Origin of the sequence: Lactobacillus sp. ESL0230, from assembly GCF_003692805.1 — a bacterium.
Taxonomy (GTDB): domain Bacteria; phylum Bacillota; class Bacilli; order Lactobacillales; family Lactobacillaceae; genus Lactobacillus; species Lactobacillus bombicola.
In genome coordinates, this window is sequence record NZ_REHI01000006.1 from 283,574 (window position 1) to 309,100 (window position 25,527).

At 36.9% G+C, this 25,527-nt stretch carries 5 protein-coding genes; 2 read left to right on the forward strand and 3 right to left on the reverse strand.

Annotated elements, in window-relative coordinates:
- The first annotated feature begins 84 nt into the window (after positions 1–84).
- On the forward strand, positions 85–12,057 hold the full coding sequence (locus tag F5ESL0230_RS03215; RefSeq protein ID WP_122021558.1) for an SLAP domain-containing protein: 11,973 nt from the start codon (positions 85–87) through the stop codon (positions 12,055–12,057).
- Between the two features lie 930 nt (positions 12,058–12,987).
- Positions 12,988–22,863: an SLAP domain-containing protein gene (locus F5ESL0230_RS03220; protein WP_158593052.1), complete on the forward strand. Its 9,876-nt coding sequence runs from the start codon at positions 12,988–12,990 to the stop codon at positions 22,861–22,863.
- Positions 22,864–22,994: 131 nt separating this feature from the next.
- Here F5ESL0230_RS03220 and F5ESL0230_RS03225 read toward each other — a convergent pair whose 3' ends face one another.
- From F5ESL0230_RS03225 to rpsD, 3 genes are all read right to left on the reverse strand, one after another.
- A complete protein-coding gene (locus tag F5ESL0230_RS03225) occupies positions 22,995–24,302 on the reverse strand; it encodes a replication-associated recombination protein A (protein WP_122021560.1) in 1,308 nt (435 codons plus the stop codon).
- On the reverse strand, positions 24,302–24,775 hold the full coding sequence (locus tag F5ESL0230_RS03230) for a YueI family protein (RefSeq protein WP_122021561.1): 474 nt from the start codon (positions 24,773–24,775) through the stop codon (positions 24,302–24,304). Before F5ESL0230_RS03230 ends, F5ESL0230_RS03225 begins: the two co-directional genes overlap by 1 nt.
- 71 nt (positions 24,776–24,846) lie before the next feature.
- On the reverse strand, positions 24,847–25,458 hold the full coding sequence (gene rpsD / locus F5ESL0230_RS03235; protein WP_090091726.1) for a 30S ribosomal protein S4: 612 nt from the start codon (positions 25,456–25,458) through the stop codon (positions 24,847–24,849).
- Positions 25,459–25,527 lie beyond the last annotated feature (69 nt).

A 25,527-nucleotide genomic window follows, 5' to 3' on the forward strand; every position in this document is an offset into this window, starting at 1 on the left:
ATTTCGGATTTTATATTGCTAATTTTGTACTTAACGTCTAAAATAATTCATGTATAGGTTTGGAAAATAGGAAAGGATATTTTAATGTTAGGTAAAAATAATTATAATGAACGTCTAAAGAGAATGGAAATGCAAGCAAAGCGAGATCGATTCTCAATTCGTAAATTAAGTATTGGAACTGCTTCAGTATTCTTAGGCTTTACTTTTTTTGGTTTAAACAGTCAAGCAGTTAAAGCTAATTCTGTTATTCCAGAACAAAACGCTACAGAAGAGGCTAATCAGCAAGCAACCGATAATAACCAGAGCAATGCTACACCGCCAAGTCAAGCGGCAACAGCCTCAGCTACTAAGAATCAGGATGCAGCTACTAGTAATGCGCCAACCGCTACTAAGGCTAATAGTAATCCTTTGTCCGAAAAGACGGATGATAAGCAAGCTAAGTTATCAACTTACACAGGATTGAGCACTTTTTTGAAGGATACAGATAAGGCAACTGCCGCCCCAACTGCTCCTGCTCAGAATACAAAAGCAGACTCACTTAAGGTTGACAATAGTAATAACGCTCAAGCAGAAGTAAATCCTAATGGTACTTCTGCTTCTATTAATACTGCTAATAGCCAACAGGCAATTACTGCAGGGAATAATGTCCAAGGGACAACTAATCCTACGGGGTCAACTAATGTCCCTGCTGGGAGTGCTACAAATAATGGCGTTCCTCAAGCTGATGCTAATAGTAATCCTGATTTAACGGGACCGGCTAAAGATAGTGATCAACAGGCGAAGCTACCCGCTGATTCGGTCGCTGATGCTAATCAGAGGCCCAATTCAACTAAGGTACCTAGTCCGGTTAAGCCTTTGACTCCAGCTGATCAAGATAAGGATATGACACCTAAAGTTGGGGTACAAGATGCTTACAGTGGTAGCACAGCTAAAGTAAATAATTGGCAAGACTATGTTAAAGCCTTACAAGATTCAACAGTATCTGAAATTATTATCGTGAATGATATTAAGGCAGATAGCTGGGGGGGCTTAACTCCAATATATTTTCCTAATCGTGATTTAGTGATTAAATCAGCTGATTCCGGTAAATATACAATTGACTATAGGTACAGTCATCTGATAATTAATTCGACTGTAACTACGTTTCACCTAACTTATGAAAATGTGAATCTAAAGTGTGCCGACTATTATGGAGTTATTGATACAGAGACTTTATCGCCTACATTGGCAAATGCTTATATCACTTTTAAAGATACTACTTTTCGTGGTAACCAATTGGCCTATTTAGGACCCAATACGCATGTTACTTTTGAAGGTACTAATGATATGGCAACCATTCACTCCGGCTATGAACCAGGTAGAAATGGTAGTGATGATGGGCAACAATTATTGGAGTTCTCAGGTTCTGGTTGTAGTATCGACTTTAATGGTCAGTTTACTGGTAGTACCATTGGAGGTAATGTCCTCCAAACGACAGCTGCTAATGGTACTATAAATATTAATAAGGGTGCCAACGTTACTCTTAGACCCGGTGGTAGTGATCAAACTGGGCGAGACAATGTTGGGGCCCAAGGTGGATACGGAATAAATGGAATTGTAATGGCGGGAGCAAACTCAGTTGCTAATGTTCAAGGTACTTTGAATATTGAAGTTGGTTCTAGTACTTACCAAGGTAGTGTCGCAGATAGACAGGCAGCCACTGCTATTAATATTAATAGTACAAATTCAGGCATGACAGTTACTAATGGTGGTTCTATAAATATTAAAACAAATGGTGATATTAATACAATAACACCTTACAACAGTCTAGTTTACGTAGGTGGTAATTTAAATATTGAACCTAAGAGTTCACTAAAAATTACTGGTACCAACATGGGTAATTATTCAGGTACATTATTTTTGATTAGAGGTAATGCCCAAGTTAACAACGGTACTTTTGAAATGACTTTAGGTGACAGTTTAGGGCAAGGAGCGGGTATCGGAGCCATCATTCTAGTTGATATTCAAAGTGGTACACTTACCGTTAATAACCCCCAATCATTAGTTTTAAATGCGAATTCTAACCATAATCTATCTACTGCAATAGTTGGAAACAATAAGATTACCTTAAATAATGTAAGTCAGATTTTGAATATTAATAAAGAGGATATAGTCCTGCCGCCTTTCCTTGAATTAGGGTTAAAAAGAAGCACATTTACGCCAACAGGAATGGCTTTAGATGTTCCATCTCTAGTCTTGCTTAATGGACAAAGAAAATTAACGAAAGAAATAATAACTAATCTCCCAGAAGCTTACCAGAAGCTACTTAACCCATTAATGACACTCGGTTTGGTTAAGGAAGGTATGACTTATGATGATATCTTTAAGAATATTATTATAGCTGCCTTCGGTAATAGGGCCCTGCTTCCTACGGGGTATAACAATGTTCGCTTTAAGTCAGCTAATCCTGATGGTTTCTTAGATCTTGAGAGGGTAAATGTAGCTGTTAATGGTGATGGAAGTCGAACTGTTACGGGTCATATCGTCAATTATACTGAAGAGAAAGATGGTCCTGGGAGTGATGGCATTTTTAGTAGAATTTTGCCAGGTGGAACTCATGCTTATATTAGCGCCAAGATTGGTAATACCGTTATCACTAATAAAGTGGCTGATTCTAATCCTTATAAAGATACTAAAATTGATTCTAATGTTTTACCGAATGAGTTTGCGGCTCAAGCCGATGGAAACGGCAACTTCAGCTTTACAATTCCCGCTGATCAGGTCAATAAACTCACTCCAGGTACGAAAATTGAATTAACCCCCCATGCTAACTTCATTGGTTATGATCCAAACAATAAGAATGACCATACTTATGATTTGTTGATTAAAGATATTAGTAAAGTCAGAACAGATGCCGCCACGGCAATTAAAGATGCTATTAGTGCAGCTAAAACCAAAGTAGGCAATAATCCTAATTTAACGGAGCAAGCTAAAACAGATTTTAATGCTGCTATGGATAAATATGGCCAAGATGCAATTTCTCCTACTCCTGATAAGCATCAGGGTACGTCGGTTTATGACCCAAGTGCTAATGATGAAGTGGCAATTAACAACCGCCGCAATCAGGCTGTACAAGGGATCAATGCTGCCTTGACTAATGCAATGAAGGCCATTGCCAAACAAGAAGTTACTAATGCGGCTACAGATGCTAAAAATAACTTCCCGACAATAACAGATAAAATTACCGAGGCCATTAAGGATGAATCAGCCATTGATAATGTGCCTGGAGTTGACGCTGATAACAAAGTTGACGTTGTGCAAGGCAAGCTTAATGATGCTAAAAGCGGCCTAACAGCTAAAATTGACCAAGTAATTAAAGACTATAAAGACGGTATCAGAAATGATATTAACCAAAAGATTAATCAAGCCCAAAAGGATATTGATCAAATTGCTGAAGACCCTAATATAAGTCAAGCGGCTAAAGCTGCGATTACTAAGCTTAAAGATCGAACCGAATTAAGTGATGCTGCTGCGATTGCTAAAGATGGCGGTAAGATTGCCCAAGGCGCTGACGAGAAAGCTGTTAAAGATAATCAAGATTTAGCTAACAGCGAAATTAAAAAGATTACTGATATGATTGATGCCATTAAAAAGGTGGAACAAGCTGCTCAAGACCAGATTACTAAACATCCAGAAGATAAAGACGACATTCAGGACAGTTTGAATGACATCATTAATAATATTACTAACGGTAAAGACGATGGTAAAGGCGCTGACATCATCAATAACATTCCCGTAATTAAGGAAGGACAAAAGAAAGCCGCTGCCGAAATTGATAAGGCTGCCACAACTGCAATTGAGCAAATTAGTAAATTAGGCCTAAGTGATGCTGATAAGCAAAATTATATTGATGCAATTAATGCGGCTAAGGATCTAGCCACTGCTAAGCCGAATGATTCTAAGTTTGATAAGGATAAGTCTGTTTATGGGCAAAACACTCAACTAGGTATTGATCAGATTGTCACAGCAGCAAAGAATACCTTTAATAAAGCGGCTGCTAAAGCTGATTTGGCTAATACAGCTAAGTCTTATCTAGATAGTATCGGGTTAACGACAGATACAGAGATGGCTAATGCCCTAAAGCAAGGACAAGACCAGATTGATGCTGTTCTTGATGGCGTACCAGTGGCAGATAATGCGACTGCCGTTGCTACTGCTAAAAAGTCAGCAGAATCAAGCCTCCTTGTAGCTGCCAAACAAGCTGCTAAAAATCAGCTGATTGCTTATGAAAGTCAGATTGAAACTAATATAAAAAACCTACACTTACCAAGTGATGCTGAAACTATAGCCATTAATAAGGCTAAAGCAGTAATTAGTGACCAAGGTGAAGATTTTACTGCTATTAATAAGGCATCTGATAAAACTGGTCTACACGATGCGTCTGAAACTGGTCACGCTAAGTTAAGTGACATTTTTGCACAAGCAACTAAAGATGCTCTTAAGAGTAATGCCATTCAGCAAATTCAAAATAAGCAAGCTGAAATTAAGAATAATATTGCTGATCAGAGCAAGTATCCAAATCTTGATCCAGACAATGTTGCTAAACTGCAAAAAGACGTGGATGATGCGGCTCAAACTGGTATTGAAAAAATCACAAACGAGCGAGATAATAATCAAATTACACCCGATCTTAATGAAGCACTAAATAATATCGCTGGAGTTGCCGTTGACGCTGCTAATTTAAATGATTTAATTGGTCAACGGAAAGCTGCTATTGCAAAATTACAGCAAAAAGCGCAAGCAGCTAAAGAACAAATTGAGGCAAAAACTGACACTGAATTATCGACAACTGATAAAGCTAATTATAAGAATTTGATTGATCAACATGAAAAAGCTGGTGAAATTAGCATTAACGCTGCTGATAAGGATAATGTTGATAATGCTGAGAATCTGGCTGAGCAGCAAATTGATAAGGACTTAGCTGCAGCTGAACTTGATGCCGCCAAGTCTCGGGCAAGTAAAGCTGTCAACGATCAATATCAAACAGATTTAAACACAATTAATGATTCTAAATTAGACGATCAAGCGAAAAAAGATTACATTAACAGTTTAAATCAAATTAAAGACGATGGTTTGGCGCAAATTAATACTGAACAGAGTCTTGATATGGTTAACCAGGCTAAGGCTGATACTATCAAAGGAATGGATCAACTGGTAGCTGGAATTAGTGATGATAAAGTTGCTCAAGAACTTGAGCAGCATAGAAAGACGGCAAGAGCCGATCTTGACCAAGCTGCTCAAGCAGTTCGGCAACATATTGAGCAAGATCCTAACTTATCGGATAATGAAAAGAATAAGTATTATCAGGATATTGACGTTGTGGTCGCAGATACTAACCGGGCTATTAATAGTGCTACGGATGGGTCTGCAGTTGATACTGCTGTAAGAGCAGGTAAAGGTAAATTAACACAAATTCAAGCTCAAGCTGACTTGCAATCAGCCAAAGAAGCTGCCCAGCATGACTTATTGGTAGAGCAGGGTAAAGTTATTAACCAAATTAATGCTTTGAAGAATATCAATAGTGATGAAAAGAATAGTTTAGTTAATCAGGTTAATGGGATTTACGATAATGCCAAGCAAGAGATTGATTCCCAAGACACGATTCAGCAAGTAGTTAAGTCTAGAGACCAAGGCATTGCTAAGATGGATGAGGTTGTTAAAGGTGCCCGTGATCGTGATCTTGCTGCAACAATTGATGCTGACTTAGGTAAGTTAGATGCTGCTGCCGAAAATGCTATTGCTGAAATCAATAATTCAACGTTGCCTAATACGGCTAAAACTCAGGTACAAAAGGACATTGAGTCTGCCCGTGATCAGGCTAAAGAGCAGGTCAAGAACTCTATTACTTCAGAAACTGCTAATGAAGCAGAGGCAACTGGTGAAACTAACATTAATCGGATTAAGAATGATGCTCTAAAACAAGACTTGGATGCTGCGAAAACTGCTGGTAAAAAGGCAGTTGACGATGCGGCAGAAGCAGCTAAAAATCGGATTAATGCTCAATTCGATAAACTTACTGACGCTGAAAAACTAGCAGCACAAAATGCTAAAGAAAAAGCACTTGGGGCTATTGATGACGATAAGACTAAAGCTGATCAGGCTATTGACCGGGCTATTTCTAAGACGGATATTAATAATTTAGTGACTGATGCAACTAATAACATTAACCAAGCAGAAAATGATTTCAACTTGGATATTATTAAGTTGCAAGCTAACAATGCAATTAGCCAACATGCCGAAGATGCAAAAGCAGGACTTGATCCAACCAATACCAATCAAAAAGCCACTATTGACGCTATTAATAATATCGTCAACGATGCTGAAAATAGCATTAATGGAACTACAGATGCTAATACCATTAGATTTATTAAAGAGGGTGCAATCAGTGCTATTGATGGTATTAAGCAGAGTGCGCAAGACCAAGCTTTAGCAGAAGCCAAAAGTAAAGCAATTGCCGAGTTAGACAAGGCTTTGAAGGGTGACGCGCAGGCTAATCCATCTGTTAGTGGAATTAAGGATAAAATTGCAGCCTTACATGAGTTATCTCCTGAGCAAAAGCAACAGTTTACCGACCAGGCCCAAGCTGCTCATGATCAAGCTGTTAATGAAATTAATGGGTCCAATTCTCTAACTGATATCAATGCTAATAAAGTTGCTGGATTGGCTAATATTGGTCAGGCATTAACTGATGCAACTTTGCAAAATGCTAAGGCAAAAGCTTCTAAAGACTTAAATCAATATGCTACAGAAGCTAAAGGTAGTTATGCCAATTCTACTAACTTGGATGATAAGCAAAAGCAGGCCTTAGATAAGCGGATTAACGACACCGTCGCTAATGCTCAGGCAGAGTTAAAACGCCCAATTACAGATACCACCGCAAAAGTTGATGCTATTGTGTCTGCTGCTAAGGGAGCCATTGACGGAATCAAAGCTGATGCGCAAGATACAAGCAATTTAAACAAAAATAAAGAGTCAGCTATCAACCGTTTAGAGGATGAGGCAAATAGACTCAGACAAAGGGTGAATGATGGCGGTATTAACCATACATTGGATACCGCACAAAGTAATCAATTACTTGCGGAAATTACTGCTGCCCTAAACGCTGGCAAGCAAGCCATTAATGCTGTTAAATCTGAAGCGGATCCAGCTAAGGCTGCAGCGGATTTAGTTACTGCTGAAGCAACTGGAATGGGTAAACTTGCCGCTGTTGATGCCCACATTACTTATGAAGAAACATTGACTGCTGATTTGCAACGAATTACTGCTGCCGCTACAGCAGCTAAACAAAAAGCCCATGATATTGCGCAAAATTCGACAGTAGAAGATAAAGCTAAATTAGAAGCTGAAATGGTCCGGCAAATTGAAGCCGAAGCTGCTAAAGCCTCTGCTGCTATTAATAAAGCTAAGACTGATGCGCGCAACAATAATGACCAAAATCCAACGGTTGAAATGAATAAGCAAACTGCTGCTGGTGAAGCCGCAATCGCACACTTAACGGAAAGCTTTGAGAAGAAGAGCGAAGCAATCAATACTTTGGTTGGTCATGCTAATGAAGTTAAAGATAATTTAAAAAATTACGGTACCAATAATGATGATTCGGCCCATCCATATTTGAGTGAAAAGGATCTTGCCGATGGACGTCAAGCTGTTAATGACGCTTTACAACACGGTATTACTGACATTCTTGGTACGCCAGTTCCTGAAAATGCTGATGTAAATCAGATAGATCAGATAGTTGATGGTGCATTGACTGCTGCTAAAACTAAGGTTGATCAAGCGACGTATCCAACCCAACTTTTAGCAGAGAAGAATAAGCAACTTGCCGCCATTAAAGCCGCAGCAGAAAAGGCTAAGAATTATATTGATAGTAAGAAAACTACAGAGGCTAATCCCAATGGCCTAGATGCAGATACTATCAATAATTTAAAAGGCCAAGTTGAAACTATTCTGGAAAATACGCTAGAGCTGATTAATAATGTTCAGATTAAAGATAATAATTTAGCTGCTGCTATATCTGAAGTTCAACAGAAAGAACAGGGGCCAAAAAAAGGGCAAAATGTGCCATTTAATTATGGAGAAAGTGGTTTTGATGCAATTAGAAAGTTAGCTGACCAAACAATCGCTGATATCAATAAAAAGATAGAAGCGATTGGGCAACTAGACCAATACAGGAAACAAAAAATTGCAAGCTTACCAAATATTCAAAATCGTCAAGACTATATTGATCAGATTAACCAAGAATTTGAATCTAAAAAATCACTGATTAATGCTGTTTCAAATAAGGATGATCTTGGTAATTATGACGATCCTACTGACAAAATTGACAAAATATTAACCAAATCTAAAACAAATATTGATAAAATTGTTACCCAAGCTAACAGACAAGCTGATAATAATAAAATTATTTCTGCTTTACAAAATCACAAAAATACTGCGCAGGATATCATTAATAATTCACAATTATCTCAAGACCAAAAGACAGAAGCTAAGGGTAAGATTGATCAAGCTTTCAATGACGCTAAAAGGCTAATTGATGAAAATACGGCAAAAGTTAATGATGAAACAACCCCTAGTGCCCCAATTACTACTGATCAAATTACCGGGTGGAACAACAGTATTGATACTATTTTGGCAAGTAAAGATTATGTGACTTCTGAAAAGGACAATGCTGTTAAAGGGCTTGGTCAAGAAGTTACCGGTTTACAAAGTGGTTTAGACAGTATTGATATTGATAATTTAAATGATCAACAAAAGAAAGATTATCAGGCTAATATTGATACAATAAAGCAGTCAATTGCCAATATCAACGATATCAATCCTGATCAAACGGATAAAGACACGCTTAAAAACGCCACTGCTGAATATGTCAAAGGTCTGATTGCCTTAAACAAGTTAAAGGCTAAGATTAAACTTGATCAAGCGGCAGCAGCAGCTAAAGAGAAGGCACCAAATGGTGGAAACAGTATAGACGATGCAACCAATACTGCCAAAGGTCAGATTGATAGCCTCCCTAATGATGTTTCTCCTACTGATAAAGTGGAAGATATAATTAAGGATATTGATAAGGCTGAACATGCTGGTGAAAACGATATTAATAGTGCAGAAAACAATTCAGTTGCTGATGATGTTAAAAATCAGCGTGAAACTGCCGCAGAAGAAGTTAGGACGCATTATAATGATGCTGTAACTCAACTTGGCACAGGTGCTCATGATAATACCGATAAAGCTTTGAACAATCACAAGGATAAAGACGGCAATATCATCATACCAGGAACCTCTATTGGTGCTATCAATGATAATAAGATAGCTATTGAACGTGAAATTTCCAAGGGTGCCGTTGAAGATGCAGCCGCTAACGCTAAGACTAAGGTTGAGAGTCTTAAGCGTCCAGACGGTAGTGACTACACCAAAATTGAAAAGCAAGCCATTATTAGTCAAATTGAACAAGAGCGTAAAGCTGCCACTAAAGAAAATGGGTCAATTGACCAAAGTAAGAGCGCAGAAGATGTAACTAGTGCCCAGAATACGGCAATTGGGAATATCGAGAATGATTTAGTTCCAGGTAATATTAAAAACATCTTGGATAAGGATCCAGCAGTACAACAAGAAAGGCGCCAAAAAGCTGAAGACGAATTAAAGCAAAAGTATCAAGATACTGTTGCACAAATTCACCAAGAATTCGGTAAACAAGCAAATACTTCAAACACCGACAAGGGCTTTAATGATCATAAGCAAATCACGGGTAACACCGAACAAGAAATCAATGATAATAAGTTAGTGGCAGAAAAAGAAATTGCCAAGGGTGCTGTAGATGATATCGCTACTAATGCTAAGAATAAGGTTGATAGCCTTAAGCATAAAGACGGTAGTGACTACACCACTAATGAAAAGCAAGCAATCAAGGACCAGATTAACCAGATTGTAACTGAAGGCAAGGGTAAGATTGATAATTCGAAGACAACTGACGAAGTTGACACAAACCGTGACGCGGCCATTAACCAAATTATCCAGGATAGTACCCAAGATAGTGACGCGGCTAAGGACATTTGGACTAAAGATCCGAAGGTTCAAAATGATCAAGCTAAGCAAAAAGCTGAAGACGAATTAAAGCAAAAGCACCAAGATGCAGTTGCGCAGATTCATAAAGAATTTGGTAAAGACGCAGACACTTCAAACACCGATAAGGGCTTTAATGATCATAAGCAAATCACGGGTAATAGTGAACAAGAAATCAATGATAATAAGTTAGCGGCAGAAAAAGAAATTGCCAAGGGTGCTGTAGATGATATCGCTAATAACGCCAAGACTAAGGTTGATGGCCTTAAGCACAAAGACGGTAGTGACTACACGGCTAATGAAAAGCAAGCAATCAAGGACCAGATCGACCAGATTGTAACTGAAGGCAAGGGTAAGATTGAAGCTTCAACTACAACTGACGAAGTTGACACAAACCGTGACGCGGCCATTAACCAAATTATCCAGGATAGTACCCAAGATAGTGACGCGGCTAAGGACATTTGGACTAAAGATCCGAAGGTTCAAAATGATCAAGCTAAGCAAAAAGCTGAAGACGAATTAAAGCAAAAGCACCAAGATGCAGTTGCGCAGATTCATAAAGAATTTGGTAAAGACGCAGACACTTCAAACACCGACAAGGGCTTTAATGATCATAAGCAAATCACGGGTAACACCGAACAAGAAATCAATGATAATAAGTTAGTGGCAGAAAAAGAAATTGCCAAGGGTGCTGTAGATGACGTCGCTACTAATGCTAAGAAGAAGGTTGATAGCCTCAAGCACCAAGACGGAAGTGACTACACTACTAATGAAAAGCAAGCAATCAAGGACCAGATCGACCAGATTGTAACTGAAGGCAAGGGTAAGATTGACAAATCAACTACAACTGGCGAAGTTGACACAAACCGTGACGCGGCCATTAACCAAATTATCCAGGATAGTACCCAAGATAGTGACGCGGCTAAGGACATTTGGACTAAAGATCCGAAGGTTCAAAATGATCGAAACCATCATGATTCAGGTAATATTCCAAATGTACCAGGCACCCCAGGTACACCAGGCACCCCAGGCACCCCAGGTACACCGGTTACACCAGGTACACCAAATGACACGGCAAACAAACCGAATTCATCAGATTCTGAACCAGGTCACAATTCTTCATCTAAAGATAATGCTCATGGTGTAGATGTAACCCTAATGCACAATGCTTATCTTTATGATCAAACAGGTAGTCGTTGCAATAAGGTTATTCTAGGGGCTGGTTCTGTAGTGACAACTTATGGGGTAACAACCATTAACGGACGTCAATTCTACATTTTGCATGATCAAAATGCTGCTAATAAACAGTATTACTTGGCACTAGGTAATGTTAAATATCGTGTCCAGAAGTTAGTGCATAATGCAGCTGTCTATGACCAATATGGTAGACGGATCAACTCGGCAGGATTACTACGTAAGGATAGATTAATTAATACTTACGGTAGTGCAGTTACCATTAGAGGTTCGTTATACTTTATCATTGCCAAGCATCGATACGTAAAGGCATCAAATGTTATGCTAAAGAAGATTGTTACTGAAACACAAGCAGAAGAGGTAGAACCAATCAATACCCCAACCGCTGACGCAGCTGTTGCAGTAAATGAAAAGCAAATTATGCATAATGCTTACGTTTATGATGAAAAGGGCACTCGTAGTAATCAATTAATCTTTAAGACCGGTTCAATTGTTAATACTATAGGTACTAAGACTATTAATAATCGTCTCTTCTATGTATTGGAAAACGGTATGTATATTGCAGCTGGTAATATAGATGCAAAGAAATTAAGATTGAAACACAATGCTTATCTCTATAGTCAATATGGTAATCGTCTTAACCATTCGGTTGTCAGAAAGTACAAGCTGGTTAGAACTTATGGAAGTCCAGTCAGAATTAAGAATGGTACGTATTACATTATTGCCAAGAATAAAAATATTAAGGAGGCTAACTTCATAACAAAGTAGAAATTAAGTAAAAAAGTTACTAAAAAAGGCTAATTCTCAATGTAGAATTAGCCTTTTTTTATATAATCTTAATATTAAACTTATTTAAAGCTGCCAAAGTAATAAAATATCACTATTCTAAATTTATTATTACATAAGACAAAAAATTGTAGTTATATGTATATTTTATATCTATAGAAAGGTTAATTTAAAACTAACGACCATCCACTACATTTTTGAGTAATAGCTATCAAATTTGCTGCATATCTGGTAATAAGCTAGCAAATAGTTTAACTGTTATTACCAGATTTTTGCTTATAAAATTAAGGGAAGTAACAGCTAAAAAACGTTATTATTATAAAGCTTTAGCATTTTTGGGTTTTAAAATATTTTTTATATATCGTATAGTATTGATTTGCTATTTGAAATAAAAAATAATTGTTACCAATTCAATTTAAAAGAAGCTTGTCAATAAAATATTAGCAATATACTATATTATTAATAATATATATAGTTTTAATAACCAAAATATTTTATTATTACTTTTTATCTACACGTAAAATAGTATTTTTTCACTAATTATTGTTCATCTTTTTAAAAAATATTCACATATACATATAAAATATTTATATGTATTGGTATTATATATTAAAAATATTTATATTTAAAAATATTAATTAATAAAAAATTATTATTTTTATTTTTTATATTATTATTTAAAACATTGCTATATCAATATAATATTGCATAAATAATATTAGCTATTTATAAAAAATATTATTTTTAATTAAATTATTATAAAAAATAATCAAAATAAATTATTAAAATTGATAATAAAATTTATAAGAACTACAATGTTTAAACGGTTACCGATCGGAGCCAACTAATTTGTGAAAGGATAGTTTTATGTTAGGAAAAAATAATTTTACCGAAAGACTTAGGAAGATGGAGATGCAAGCAAAGCAAGATCACTTCTCAATTCGAAAATTGAGTATTGGTGCTGCTTCTGTTTTATTAGGCTTTACTTTCTTTGGTTTAACTAGTCAAACTACCAAAGCGGATACCATTAATCCAGTACCAGCTGCTAGTGCTGCACCTAATGCAGACTCTACAGATACACAAAAGGCACAACCTGCAGCTGAGTCTGCAAATGCTCAAGCAAGTGCAAGTAAAGATGATTCTATGAATACTTCAGTAAGTATTCCCAAAACTGATTCTACAAAAGACCCAAAAAGTCCTGAATCTACAACAAATAGTAATGATAAAGCTGCTAAAACTGATTTATCAACTTACTCTGCCTTACAGTCGTTTTTAAAAGCACCTGCTACTGCTAAAGCAAGTGATACTCAACCAGATCCTAGTGATTCAGGTCAGTCAATTTCTTCTGCTGATTCTTCAGCCCAAAAATCAAATCAACCTGCAGGGAATGTTGCTCCCGATGAAAATACTGTAACCAAAACTGATAAGCCACTAGATTCATCCAATACAATTACTCAATCCAATGATAGTAAAAAGAGTGTTGCAATTAGCACCCAAGATGTTACTAGTAATGTTGCTCAGGTTCATAATTGGGACGAACTTACTAAAGCAATAGCAGATACTACTATTAGCGAAATTGATGTTATGAACGACATTTTAGACGCTCCTGTTGGTGGTACAGGCGAAAATACAATACCAATTAATTTTGTGGGTAGAAATCTTTTAATTAAGTCTAACGGTAATGGTTTAGATAGATATGTAATAGATTTCAAAGGTAATCATCCAACTGTTACAAGTGGGATCTTAAATTTAACTTTTCAAAATCTTATTTTGCATAGTGCTGATACCTATGGTGTAATTCGGTCTGACCAAGCTTCTAGTGCAATCATTAATTTTGAGAACGTGGATTTTAGTGGTTCTCAGATGATTTATGCTGGTAGTAACACTCACATTAATTTCAAAGGTACTAATACTGCTAGGACAATTGCAGTCGATGGGTTAGTAGATAATCGTCCATTATTAAGTATTTCTGGCTCGGCAAATGTTGTCGACTTTAATGGCTCTTTTACTGGGATTACTAGAAATGACAGTGTTATCGTGTTAGATGGTACGGGTAACAAGGTGATTGTTGAACCTAGTGCTAATGTTACTCTTTGGCCAGCTGGTAATTCTCCGGCAGGTGGTATCAACTTAATACCTTCCAAAGGTACCAATGCTAGGTACGGTATTATTGCGGTTGCACCTGGAAATGACAATAGCATTGATGTCAAAGGCAACTTAAAAATCAATGTTGGTAAGCTTGATTTTGATGGTATAAATGGTAGTACAGATTGGGCTCAAGCTGGAGCAATTTATATTGGAGGTAAGTCATCAACTCTTAATATTGATAGTGGTGCGTTGGTCAATGTGACTACTAATGGCAATATTACAACCTATCCGCTTGCAGCTAATAACTTGATTTCGATTAATGGGAACTTGAATATTGCCTCTAATGGTCAGTTAAATATTACTGGTCAGAATATGGGTAAGTATGCTGGGACATTAGTTAATATTGCTGGTAAAGCGGATATTAACAATGGTTCTTTAAGTATTAAGTTAGTAGGTAATGCTGGAACAGGTAACATAGTCTTACTCAATGTTCCAGGTAGTATGAATATTAATAACCCAACTTCATTAGTCTTAGATGCTCATTTAAATAAAAGCTTAGGAACAAGTATTGTAGGAAATAATGCATTTACTGTTACCAATGCGCGTCAAAAACTAGATCTTGGTTCAATAAATGGTGGAGTTATCACTCTGCCACCACTACATACTTTACAAGTTCGAAAAGGTACCCAGGGGGTTATTGTAGATCTTGTTCAATTACTTAATGGTATGAAAACATTCAACTTTGACACTTATCAAAGTATGATTTCAGATCCTAATATTAGTAGAATTTTACAATTGCCAGAATTAAAGGGGGTAGCAGCTGCTATACAAAAAGCTGCGACTACTGGAAATGTTACTTATGATAGTCTATACAAAACAATTTTTGAAAAAATATTTACTGATCCAACAGCTGTTGGCTATAATAACCTACAATTAATTCAAGCAAATCAAAGTGGCTTTTTAGATATTGATCCTAATAGTGTTGTTGTCACTACTAATGCGGATGGTTCACGTAAGATTAGTGGTAAAGTTACCAATTATAATCCCACTACCGATGGGCCTAACAGTGGTAGTCTACTTGATAAGTACCTTCCTAGTGGCACAGGGGCTTATATAATTGCTCAATATAAGGGTTCTAAATCTGGGCAGTATTTACAAGACACGAAAATTGCCAACCCGTATGGTTCTACTACTGCATCGGATTTACCCTCACAGTTTATCGCTAAAGTAAATGATGATGGAACTTTCGAATTTACTATTCCTTCAGTTGATGTAGCTCAATTAGCAAAGGGGGATGCAATTTCATTAATTCCTACAGCTAATTTTGTTAGTTACAATCCGGCTGATGTCCAAGCAGGAATTCGTCCAGTAGTTAAAGATTTAGGAATTACATCTTTAGCTGATGCTCAAGATAAAGCTGCTAAAGAAATCAATGATGCAATTGATGCTGCTAAAGCCAAGAAGCCGACCAATTTAACTTCAGATCAAAGTAAGGCATTTGATGATGTAATGACATCAACTGGTGCTGATGCAGTTAAACCGGTTAGTCCAGATCACACTGCTTCCTCTGTTTATACTGGTGATTCTGAAGCAGAAATTACTAAACGTAAGCAAGCAGCTCTTGATAAAATTGCTGCTGCACTTAAGCAATCAATCAAAAATTCAGCTATTAATGAAATAACTGATAAGGCTAATGCCGCAGATGCTGCTTATCCTGGTCAAAAACCAGTTATCGATGCTGCTAAAGATGCAGCTATTAATAATATTAATAGTATTCCAACGACTGGACCAGACGATACTGCAGATCTTGTACAAAGCAAAGTTAATACTGAAAAAACAACTGGGTTAAATGCAATTAATCAAGCAGTAACGGATTATAAAACGGGCATTAAAACTGAAATCAATGGCAAAATTGATCAAGCTAAACAAGGTATTGATAGTATTGCAGCTGACCCAATTTTAAATGCTGATGAAAAAGCAGCAATTGAAAAATTGAAGGATCAACTCAGTCGACCAACTGACATTGCTAAAGCTGGTGGTGACATCGATACTGATGCAAGCGAAGCTCAAGTTGAGCAGCATAGAAAAGAAGCGGAAGATATCATCAATGGTATCAATGCAAAAATTGATGCTATTAAAAAGGTCGAGCAAGCTGCTAAAGATCAAATTGCTAAGCATCCAGAAGACACTGATGATATTAAAGATAACTCCAATAAGGCAGTCGATGATATTATTAACGGTAAAGACCCAGACGGTTCTAAGGGTACTGATGATATTAACAATACTCATGCCACTAAACAGCAACAAAAAGTTGCAGATGATATAGGGAAAGCCGCTCAAGCCGCTAAAGATCGTGTTAATAATTCAGGCTTAAATCCAGTTGATAGAAAGCCATATCTTGATGCGATTAATGAAGCTGCTAAAGCTGCAACGGCTAAACCTGGAACAGATGGTTACGATCCAAGTAAGTCAATTTATGGTAAGAACACTGATGATGGTATTAATCAGGCTAAAACTATTGCACAAAACAAATTCAATAAAGAAGCTGCTAAAGCTGAAATTGCAGGTACTGGTAAGTTATATCAAGATGGATTAGGAATTCCTAATGATAAGACTATTGCTGATGCTGTCAAGAAAGAACAAGATAAGATTGATGCAATTGCTGATGGTACACCGGCAATTGATAATCGAGCCACTGCTGATAGTATTGAAAATACAGCTAAAGATAACTTGCTTGCAGCTGCTAAAGAAGCCGCTAAAGCTCAGGTGAAAGCGGAAGCTGATAAAGCCGAAAACAAAGATAATCTTAATGCACTAGATAAAGGCATCGATGACGCAGTAAAAGCAGCTGATACAAATATTGATAGCCATAATACAATTGATGAAATTAAACAAGATGTTATTAATGGTAAAAATGATATTTTAAATAAATATAAAGAGGCTGCTAAAGCTCAAATAAAAGCAGACTCTGATGTTGATAAGGCCGCTTTAGGTGTTACAACAAACCCAGCAATTGATAATGCGGTTAAAAATGCCAATACTTTGATTGACAATGCCGAATCTATTGATGGAGTTGGCAAAGCATTAAATACTAGTAAAAATGATGTGTTAAGTCAATTCAGAGAAGCAGCTAAATCACAAGTTAAAGCAAATGCCGATCAAGCTAAACAAGATATTGGTACAGGAACAGATACTTCAGGGATTGATAATGCATTAACTGCTGCTAGTGGTAAAATTGATGTTGATAAAGATCCTGCAGCTATCAAGCAAGATATCGCCGACGGTAAAACAGGTATTCTTGAGGCAGCTAAGAGTGCTAATAAAGCTAAATTAGATGCTTATGAAAAAGATATCGAAGATAAAATTGATAAATCTGGTTTAACTGCTGCCGGAATTGCCAATGCGAAAGCAAAAGCAAAACAGATTGTTAATAATCTGACAGATCCGCTAGGATATAATCAACAAATTGACAAAGCAGCAGATTTACCTGGAGTTAAGGATGCCTATGACAAGGGTAAAAATGCTCTAGATGCTTTACTTGGTGACTTATCGGTTGAACAAAGTAAGCAACAAGCAATAGATGATATTAAGAAAGCTCAAGAGGCTGCAAAGAATTCAATCGCAACTAAGTATCCTGATCTTAAGCCTGAAGATACTAAAGCTTTAAATGATAAAATCGATAATGCAGCTCAAACAGGTATTGATAAGATTAAGAATGAAATCAATCCTAATAATATTCCAGCTGAACATGCTGACACTATTAATAATATCAATAGTGTTGGTAAAGCTGCGGATGATTTAGCTTTGAATAAACAAAAAGCTGATGCAATTAATAAGCTTAATGCTAAAGCTGAAGCTGCTAAAAAAGCAATTGACAATATTCCAGCTGATCAGCTCAGTCCAACAAATAAAGAACACTTTAAAGATCAAATTAACGCTGATGTGGCTGATGCAACTGATAAGATTAATGCCGCTGACAAACTAGGAGTTGATCTTGCAGAGCAAGCAGGTGAAGCTAATATTAATAAAGATTTAAATGATGCTGATTTAACTGCATCTAGGGCTAAGGCTTTACAAGAATTAAAAGCTGAAAAAGATAAAGATTTGGCGGCAATTGATGCAAAAGCAGATCAAATGACACCAGATCAAGTAAAAGATCTGAAGCAAAAAATTAATGATATTTATGATCCTGCTGTTTCCCAAATTGCTGGCGACCAGACAATTGATGCAATTAATACAGATAAGACTAATGCTATTAATGGTATGAAGGGGATTGTTGATAGTATTGGCAATTCTATTGCCAAGAATCTTCAAGATGCTAAGGATAAAGCAATTAATGATCCTGATAATGGATTAGATGCGCTAGCCAAAAAAGTACGCGATAATATCAATGCCGATCCTAATTTATCTGAAACAGAAAAAGCAGATTTTGGTAAGAAAATAGATGATACATTAACTGCAGCTAAAAGTGCCGTTAATGGTGCAACTGACGAGGCAGGTGTAAAAGCTGCTGCTGCAGCAGGTCGTGATAATTTGAATCAAATTCAAACTGATGCAGACTTGCAAGCAGCTAAAAATGCTGCTAAAGCAGCATTATTAGCTGAAAAAGATAGAGTTAATACACAAATTAATGGCTTAAATACAATTGATGCTGCTGGTAAAAAAGCATTAACTGATAAAGTAAACGGTTTTTATACTGATGCAATTGGTAAGGTTGATGCTGCCAATACTATTAGTACGATTGACCAAGAAAAGCAAACTGGCCTCGATAACATGGACAATGTTTTAAAAGATGCAATGGATCTTAATCAAACAATTGCTGCTGATCAAGCTAAGTTAGATAGTGTAGCTAAAGATGCTATTGATCAAATTAATAGTTCTACTTTATCACCTGAAGATAAAGCAAACGCCCAAAAAGCGATTGAGAATATTCGCGATCAAGCTAAGAGTGATGTTGCAAAACAAGGAACTAAGGATCTAGCAAATCAAGTTGAAGCAAAGGGCGAGAGCGATATCAACGCTGCCAAAAATAACGCACTTAAAGCAGTTTTAGATCAAGCTAAGGCTAAAGCTAAAGCTGATATTGCCGAAAAAGCTCAAGCTGCTAAGGACAGAATCAATGCTGATTACAATAGTTTGCCTAAAGAGCAACAAAATGAAGCTCAAGCAGCTCATGATAAGGCAATTAGTGATATTGATAATGCTGTTGGTAAGGCCAATGCAGATATTGATAATGCTGATTCAGATCCAAATCCTAAGGGTAAAATAGATCAAATTGTCAAGGATACCACTAATGCAATCAATCAAGCTGAAAAAGATGCTAATTTAGCTGATGCTAAAGCCAAGGCCAAGGCTGAAATTCAGGCAGAAGCTGATAAAGTTAAGCCTGGATTAACTAATCAAGCAGATAAAGATGCAGTTGATACAATTGCTAATAATGCGATTAGTAAGATCGACGACCCAACAATGACTGATAGTGCAGCCGTAACTACAACTAAGGACAAGGCAATCGCTGATATTGATGCGGTTAAGGACAATGCTGGTAAGGCCGATGCAGATGCAATTAGAAAAGCTAAAGCTGATGCTATCAAAGAATTAGACAATGAATTAAATGGTAATGGTACAGCGGGTAATCCAGGAATTGCTAAACAAATTGATGGTTTAACTGGCTTAACTCCAGCAGAAAAGGCTAAGTTTAAAGAACAAGCCCAAAAAGCTCATGATGATGCTGTTGCTAATGTAAATGGTAGTGCTACAGTACCTGATATTAATGCTAGAAAGAATGAAGGGATAACTAATATTGATCAGGCTTTAACTGATGCCCAATTACAAGCGGCTAAAAATGCAGCTAAGAAAGAGCTTGATGACCACGCCAATAGTGCAATTGATGAAGCCAAAAAAGAAGGGCTCAAGCCTGAAGATGAAAACAAGGTTATTGATGATATTAATAATCATGCCAAAGATGCCAAGGATAAGATAGATAGTCCAACAACTGATACGGCAGATAAGGCTAACGGAATTAAGGATGATGCCAACAAAGCAATTGATCAAATTGTGACTGATAGTAAAGCCGCTAAGGACAAGGCTGATTTAGCTGATGCTAAAGCCAAGGCTAAGGCTGAAATTCAGGCAGAAGCTGATAAAGTTAAGCCTGGATTAACTAACCAAGCAGATAAAGATGCAGTTGATACAATTGGCAAAGATGCGATTAGTAAGATCGACGACCCAACAATGACTGATAGTGCGGCCGTAACTACAACTAAGGACAAGGCAATCGCTGATATTGATGCGGTTAAGGACAATGCTGGTAAAGCTGATGCTAAAGCAAAGGCCAAGGCTGAAATTCAGGCAGAAGCTGATAAAGTTAAGCCTGGATTAACTAACCAAGCAGATAAAGATGCAGTTGATACAATTGCCAAAGATGCGATTAGTAAGATCGACGACCCAACAATGACTGATAGTGCAGCCGTAACTACAACTAAGGACAAGGCAATCGCTGATATTGATGCGGTTAAGGACAATGCTGGTAAAGTTGATGAAGATGCAATTAGTAAAGCTAAAGCTGATGCTATCAAAGAATTAGACAATGAATTAAATGGTAATGGTACAGCAGGTAGTCCAGGAATTGCTAAACAAATTGATGGTTTAACTGGCTTAACTCCAGCAGAAAAGGCTAAGTTTAAAGAACAAGCCCAAAAAGCTCATGATGATGCTGTTGCTAATGTAAATGGTAGTGCTACAGTACCCGATATTAATGCTAGAAAGAATGAAGGGATAACTAATATTGATCAGGCTTTAACTGATGCCCAATTACAAGCGGCTAAAAATGCAGCTAAGAAAGAGCTTGATGACCACGCCAATAGTGCAATTGATGAAGCCAAAAAAGAAGGGCTCAAGCCTGAAGATGAAAACAAGGTTATTGATGATATTAATAATCATGCCAAAGATGCCAAGGATAAGATAGATAGTCCAACAACTGATACGGCAGATAAGGCTAACGGAATTAAGTATGATGCCAACAAAGCAATTGATCAAATTGTGACTGATAGTAAAGCCGCTAAGGACAAGGCTGATTTAGCTGATGCTAAAGCCAAGGCCAAGGCTGAAATTCAGGCAGAAGCTGATAAAGTTAAGCCTGGATTAACTAACCAAGCAGATAAAGATGCAGTTGATACAATTGGCAAAGATGCGATTAGTAAGATCGACGACCCAACAATGACTGATAGTGCAGCCGTAACTACAACTAAGGACAAGGCAATCGCTGATATTGATGCGGTTAAGGACAATGCTGGTAAAGCTGATGCAGATAAAACTAAGACGGATGCTGCAGCTGAGATAGCACAAAGTCACAAGGATGCTGTAGACAAATTGCACACAAACTTTGGACCAGATGCGGATACTTCAAAAACTGATAAGGCTTTTGAAGATCATAAAAATGCAACTGGATCATCGGCAGATGCTATAAACAAGGATAAATTAGCTGCTGAAAAAGAAATAGCCAAAGGTGCAGTGGCAGATGCTGCAGAGAATGCTAAGAAAAAAGTTGATGAGCTTAAGCATACTGATAAAACAGATTATACTAGTGAAGAAAAGAAAGCTATCAAGGATAAAATTGATCAAGAAGTAGGTAAAGCTAATGGGACAGTTACTACTCCTGGAACAATTGATCAAGCACCAAGTGCTACTGAAGTAAATAAAGCTCGTGATGAGGCAATTAAAAATATTGTTAATAACTTAGTACCAAATGCAGGTAACGGCAACGCCACCGGCACCGGTGGCACAGGTAACGGAGACGGAACTGGCAACGGCAATGGAACTGGTAATGGCACAGGAAACGGAACCGGTACAGGCAATGGCACAGACATTGATCAGGAAAAAGGTAAAGATATTACTTTAATTCATAATGCATATGTTTATGACAAAAATGGGCAACGTAGCAATAAGGTCGTACTTAAAGCTGGTTCGATTGTGACAACTTATGGCCTTGAAAATATTGCTGGGAGACAATATTATGTTGCTATAGATCAAGGTGCAAGTAATAGAAAATATTATATTGCAGCTGGTAATGCACAATACCTTGTACAGAAGTTAGGTCATAATTCTTATATTTATAATAAATATGGTAAGAGGATTAAAGCAGAACCAACTTTGAAGAAAGGTACGAAAGTGAAAACATATGGCGTTCCTGTAAAGATTAGGGGTAAAAAGTACTTTATAATCGCTACTAATCAGTATGTTAAAGCTGCCAATGTTCTGCGACCTCAGCTTGCTACTAAAATTGAACGTGTTGCAGTAACTTCTAATACACCAGTTGCTGACAATAATACTAAGCCATCAGTTGAAAAGACGCTTAAACATAATGCGTATATTTATGATGGGACTGGAAAACGTAGCAATAAGTTAATCTTAAATGCAGGCTCTGTAGTTAATACAACTGGTCAGAAGCAGATTAATGGGAACTCATACTATACTTTAGACAATGGTATGTACTTAGCTGCAGGAAATATTGACGGGAAAAAGTTAAGTTTAGGTCATAATGCTTATCTTTATAGTCAATATGGTAATCGGGTCGGCAAAAAGGTTTTAAAGAAAAATCATCTTGTTAAGACATACGGTAGTCCTGTTAAAATTAAGAGTAAGATGTACTATATTACAGACAATAATAAAAATGTTAAAAAAGCTAACTTTAAAGTAAAGTAGTTTCTTAATTAAGTAAAATACGCCTAAGATTTATGACTTAGGCAAATAAAAAGGGCAGAGAATTTAATTTCTCTGCCTTTTTATGTATTTTAGCTACTTAAATTTATTTAAAACGCAAGTCTAATACTTGTTTAACTATTCTGTAAGCCATTTTTTTGCATATCGTGAAGAATTTTATATTGCTTTTGCAAGCCTTTCTCAATTTTAGAATTGCCTTTAGGCATGAAATATTGTTTACCTAATAACTTATCAGGAAGATATTGTTGAGGCACCCAATCGCCAGGAAAAGAATGAGGATAAATATAATTTTTTCCATGTCCTAGATTTTTAGCACCTTGGTAGTGTGTATCTTTTAAATTATTCGGAATACTGCCATAATCCTGTGTACGTATATCGGCTAAAGCTGCATCAATTGCACTAATTGCACTATTACTTTTAGGTGACAAAGATAGTTCAATCACCGCATTAGCTAATGGTATTCTTGCTTCAGGCAAGCCTATACTTTGAGCTGTTTGAATCGCAATTACCGCATGCTGAACAGCTGCAGGATTAGCAAGACCAATATCTTCATATGCAATTACGCTGAGACGACGACAGATTGAAATCAAATCACCGGCTTCAACTAACCGAGCTAAATAATGCAGTGCAGCATCAGTATCAGAGCCGCGAATTGACTTTTGGAAGGCTGAAATGAGATCATAATGTCCGTCGCCATCAGCATCAAAATTTTGATTACGCATTTGGATTGAATTAGCCATTTCTTGTTGGTCAATTGTAAAACCTTTAGTAATATTTTTCTTTGCCGTAAGTAATTCCTGTTTGGTTGAACGAGTAGCTAATTCCAAGCCATTTAAAGTTGAACGTAAATCACCATTACCATTTTCAATTAATAATTTTTTGGCTGCAGGAGTTAACTGGACTTGATATTTGCCTAATCCATTTTCTTTGTTTGCTAAAGCGCGATCAATTGCTGCACTTATCTCATCAAATTCCAGTGGTCGCAATTCGAAAATTTGACAGCGAGAACGAATTGCAGGTGAAATTGATATATATGGATTTTCAGTAGTAGCTCCAATTAAAATGATTTCTCCTGATTCAAGCATTGGCAGTAGATAGTCCTGCTTAGTTTTATCTAAGCGGTGAATTTCGTCTAGCAGTAAAATCACAGTACCACTCATTCTGCCTTCTGTAGCTACCTGTTGCAATTGCTTTTTACCATCGGTAGCAGCGTTAAGCATGCGAAAGGCATATTTAGTTGAACCAGCAATTGCACTAGCAATACTTGTTTTACCAATGCCAGGGGGACCATAAAGAATCATTGAGGACAATAATTTTGCTTCAACCATACGCCTAATAATTTTCCCAGGTCCAATTAAGTGCGACTGACCTACAACTTCATCTAAGTTCTGAGGTCGCATTCTATAAGCTAACGGTTTCATTATTTATCCCCATTAAAAAGATGTCGCCAAAAGCCAATTTTTTTTTGCTTTGTCTTATTCTGAGGTAATGCTACTTTTTCCATTTCAGGAGCATAAACTTGTTTAATTTCAATTCTCATTTTATTAATTGCTGTTTTGGCAACAACTAAAACAGCAGTATCATCAGGATTTGTTTGAGCAGTTTCATTATTAATAAGTGTAAAAGTAATATTATATTTACTACAATTGGTTTCAATTTTACTTAAAAATTCATCTTTCACATTAGCATTTAATAAAATTTCATAGCCAATATAATCTTTAAAGTGAGACAAAAAAAGTTCCGTTAAGCTAATATCCTGAGTTTCAGCATTAGTCATTCTAACTAGAACTCGTTCACGTAAAGAACCTAAAAATCTTCTGCGTTCATCAGGCAGCGTTTGGGGACTAATACCTTGGGCAGCGTTAGCCACTCTAGTATTTAAATCTTCAGACATTAAGTGTTGTCTCCTTTCAAGTAAGAAAAAAACCCCTCCTAAATGGGAGAAGGGGCTTTCGTATAAAGAAATTAAAGTAACTTGTTGTAGTATTCAACAACTAGAGCTTCGTTAATTTCTGGTTCCATTTCATCACGTTCTGGAAGACGTACAAGAGAACCTTCTAACTTGTTCTCATCAAATGAAACAAATGATGGGCGAGCTACAGCTGCTTCAAGAGCATCCTTAACTTGTTGTAAGTTCTTTGACTTTTCCTTTAAGCTGATGATTTGACCAACCTTAACTTCATAAGAAGGAATATCAACGCGCTTACCGTCAACAGTAATGTGACCGTGGTTAACTAATTGGCGAGCTTGTTCTCTGGTGGTAGCTAAGCCTAAGCGGTAAACAAGGCTATCTAAACGGCATTCAAGTAAGCTCATAAAGTTAGTACCGTGTTCACCTTCACGAATCTTACCAGCGCGTTTAAATAATGTTCTAAATTGACGTTCGTTTAGTCCATACATCCAACGCAACTTTTGCTTTTCATGTAATTGCTCACCATATTCAGATAAGCGACCACGTGAATTAGGACCGTGTTGACCAGGAGCATAGTTACGACGACTAAGTTCCTTACCAGTACCAGAAAGTGAGATACCTAATCTTCTTGAACGTTTCCAACTTGGACCTGTATATCTTGACATAAAATCCTCCAATAAAATCTGATAACAGTTTTTGGAGTAAAATATTACATATAAGTTCAACATTCGTGC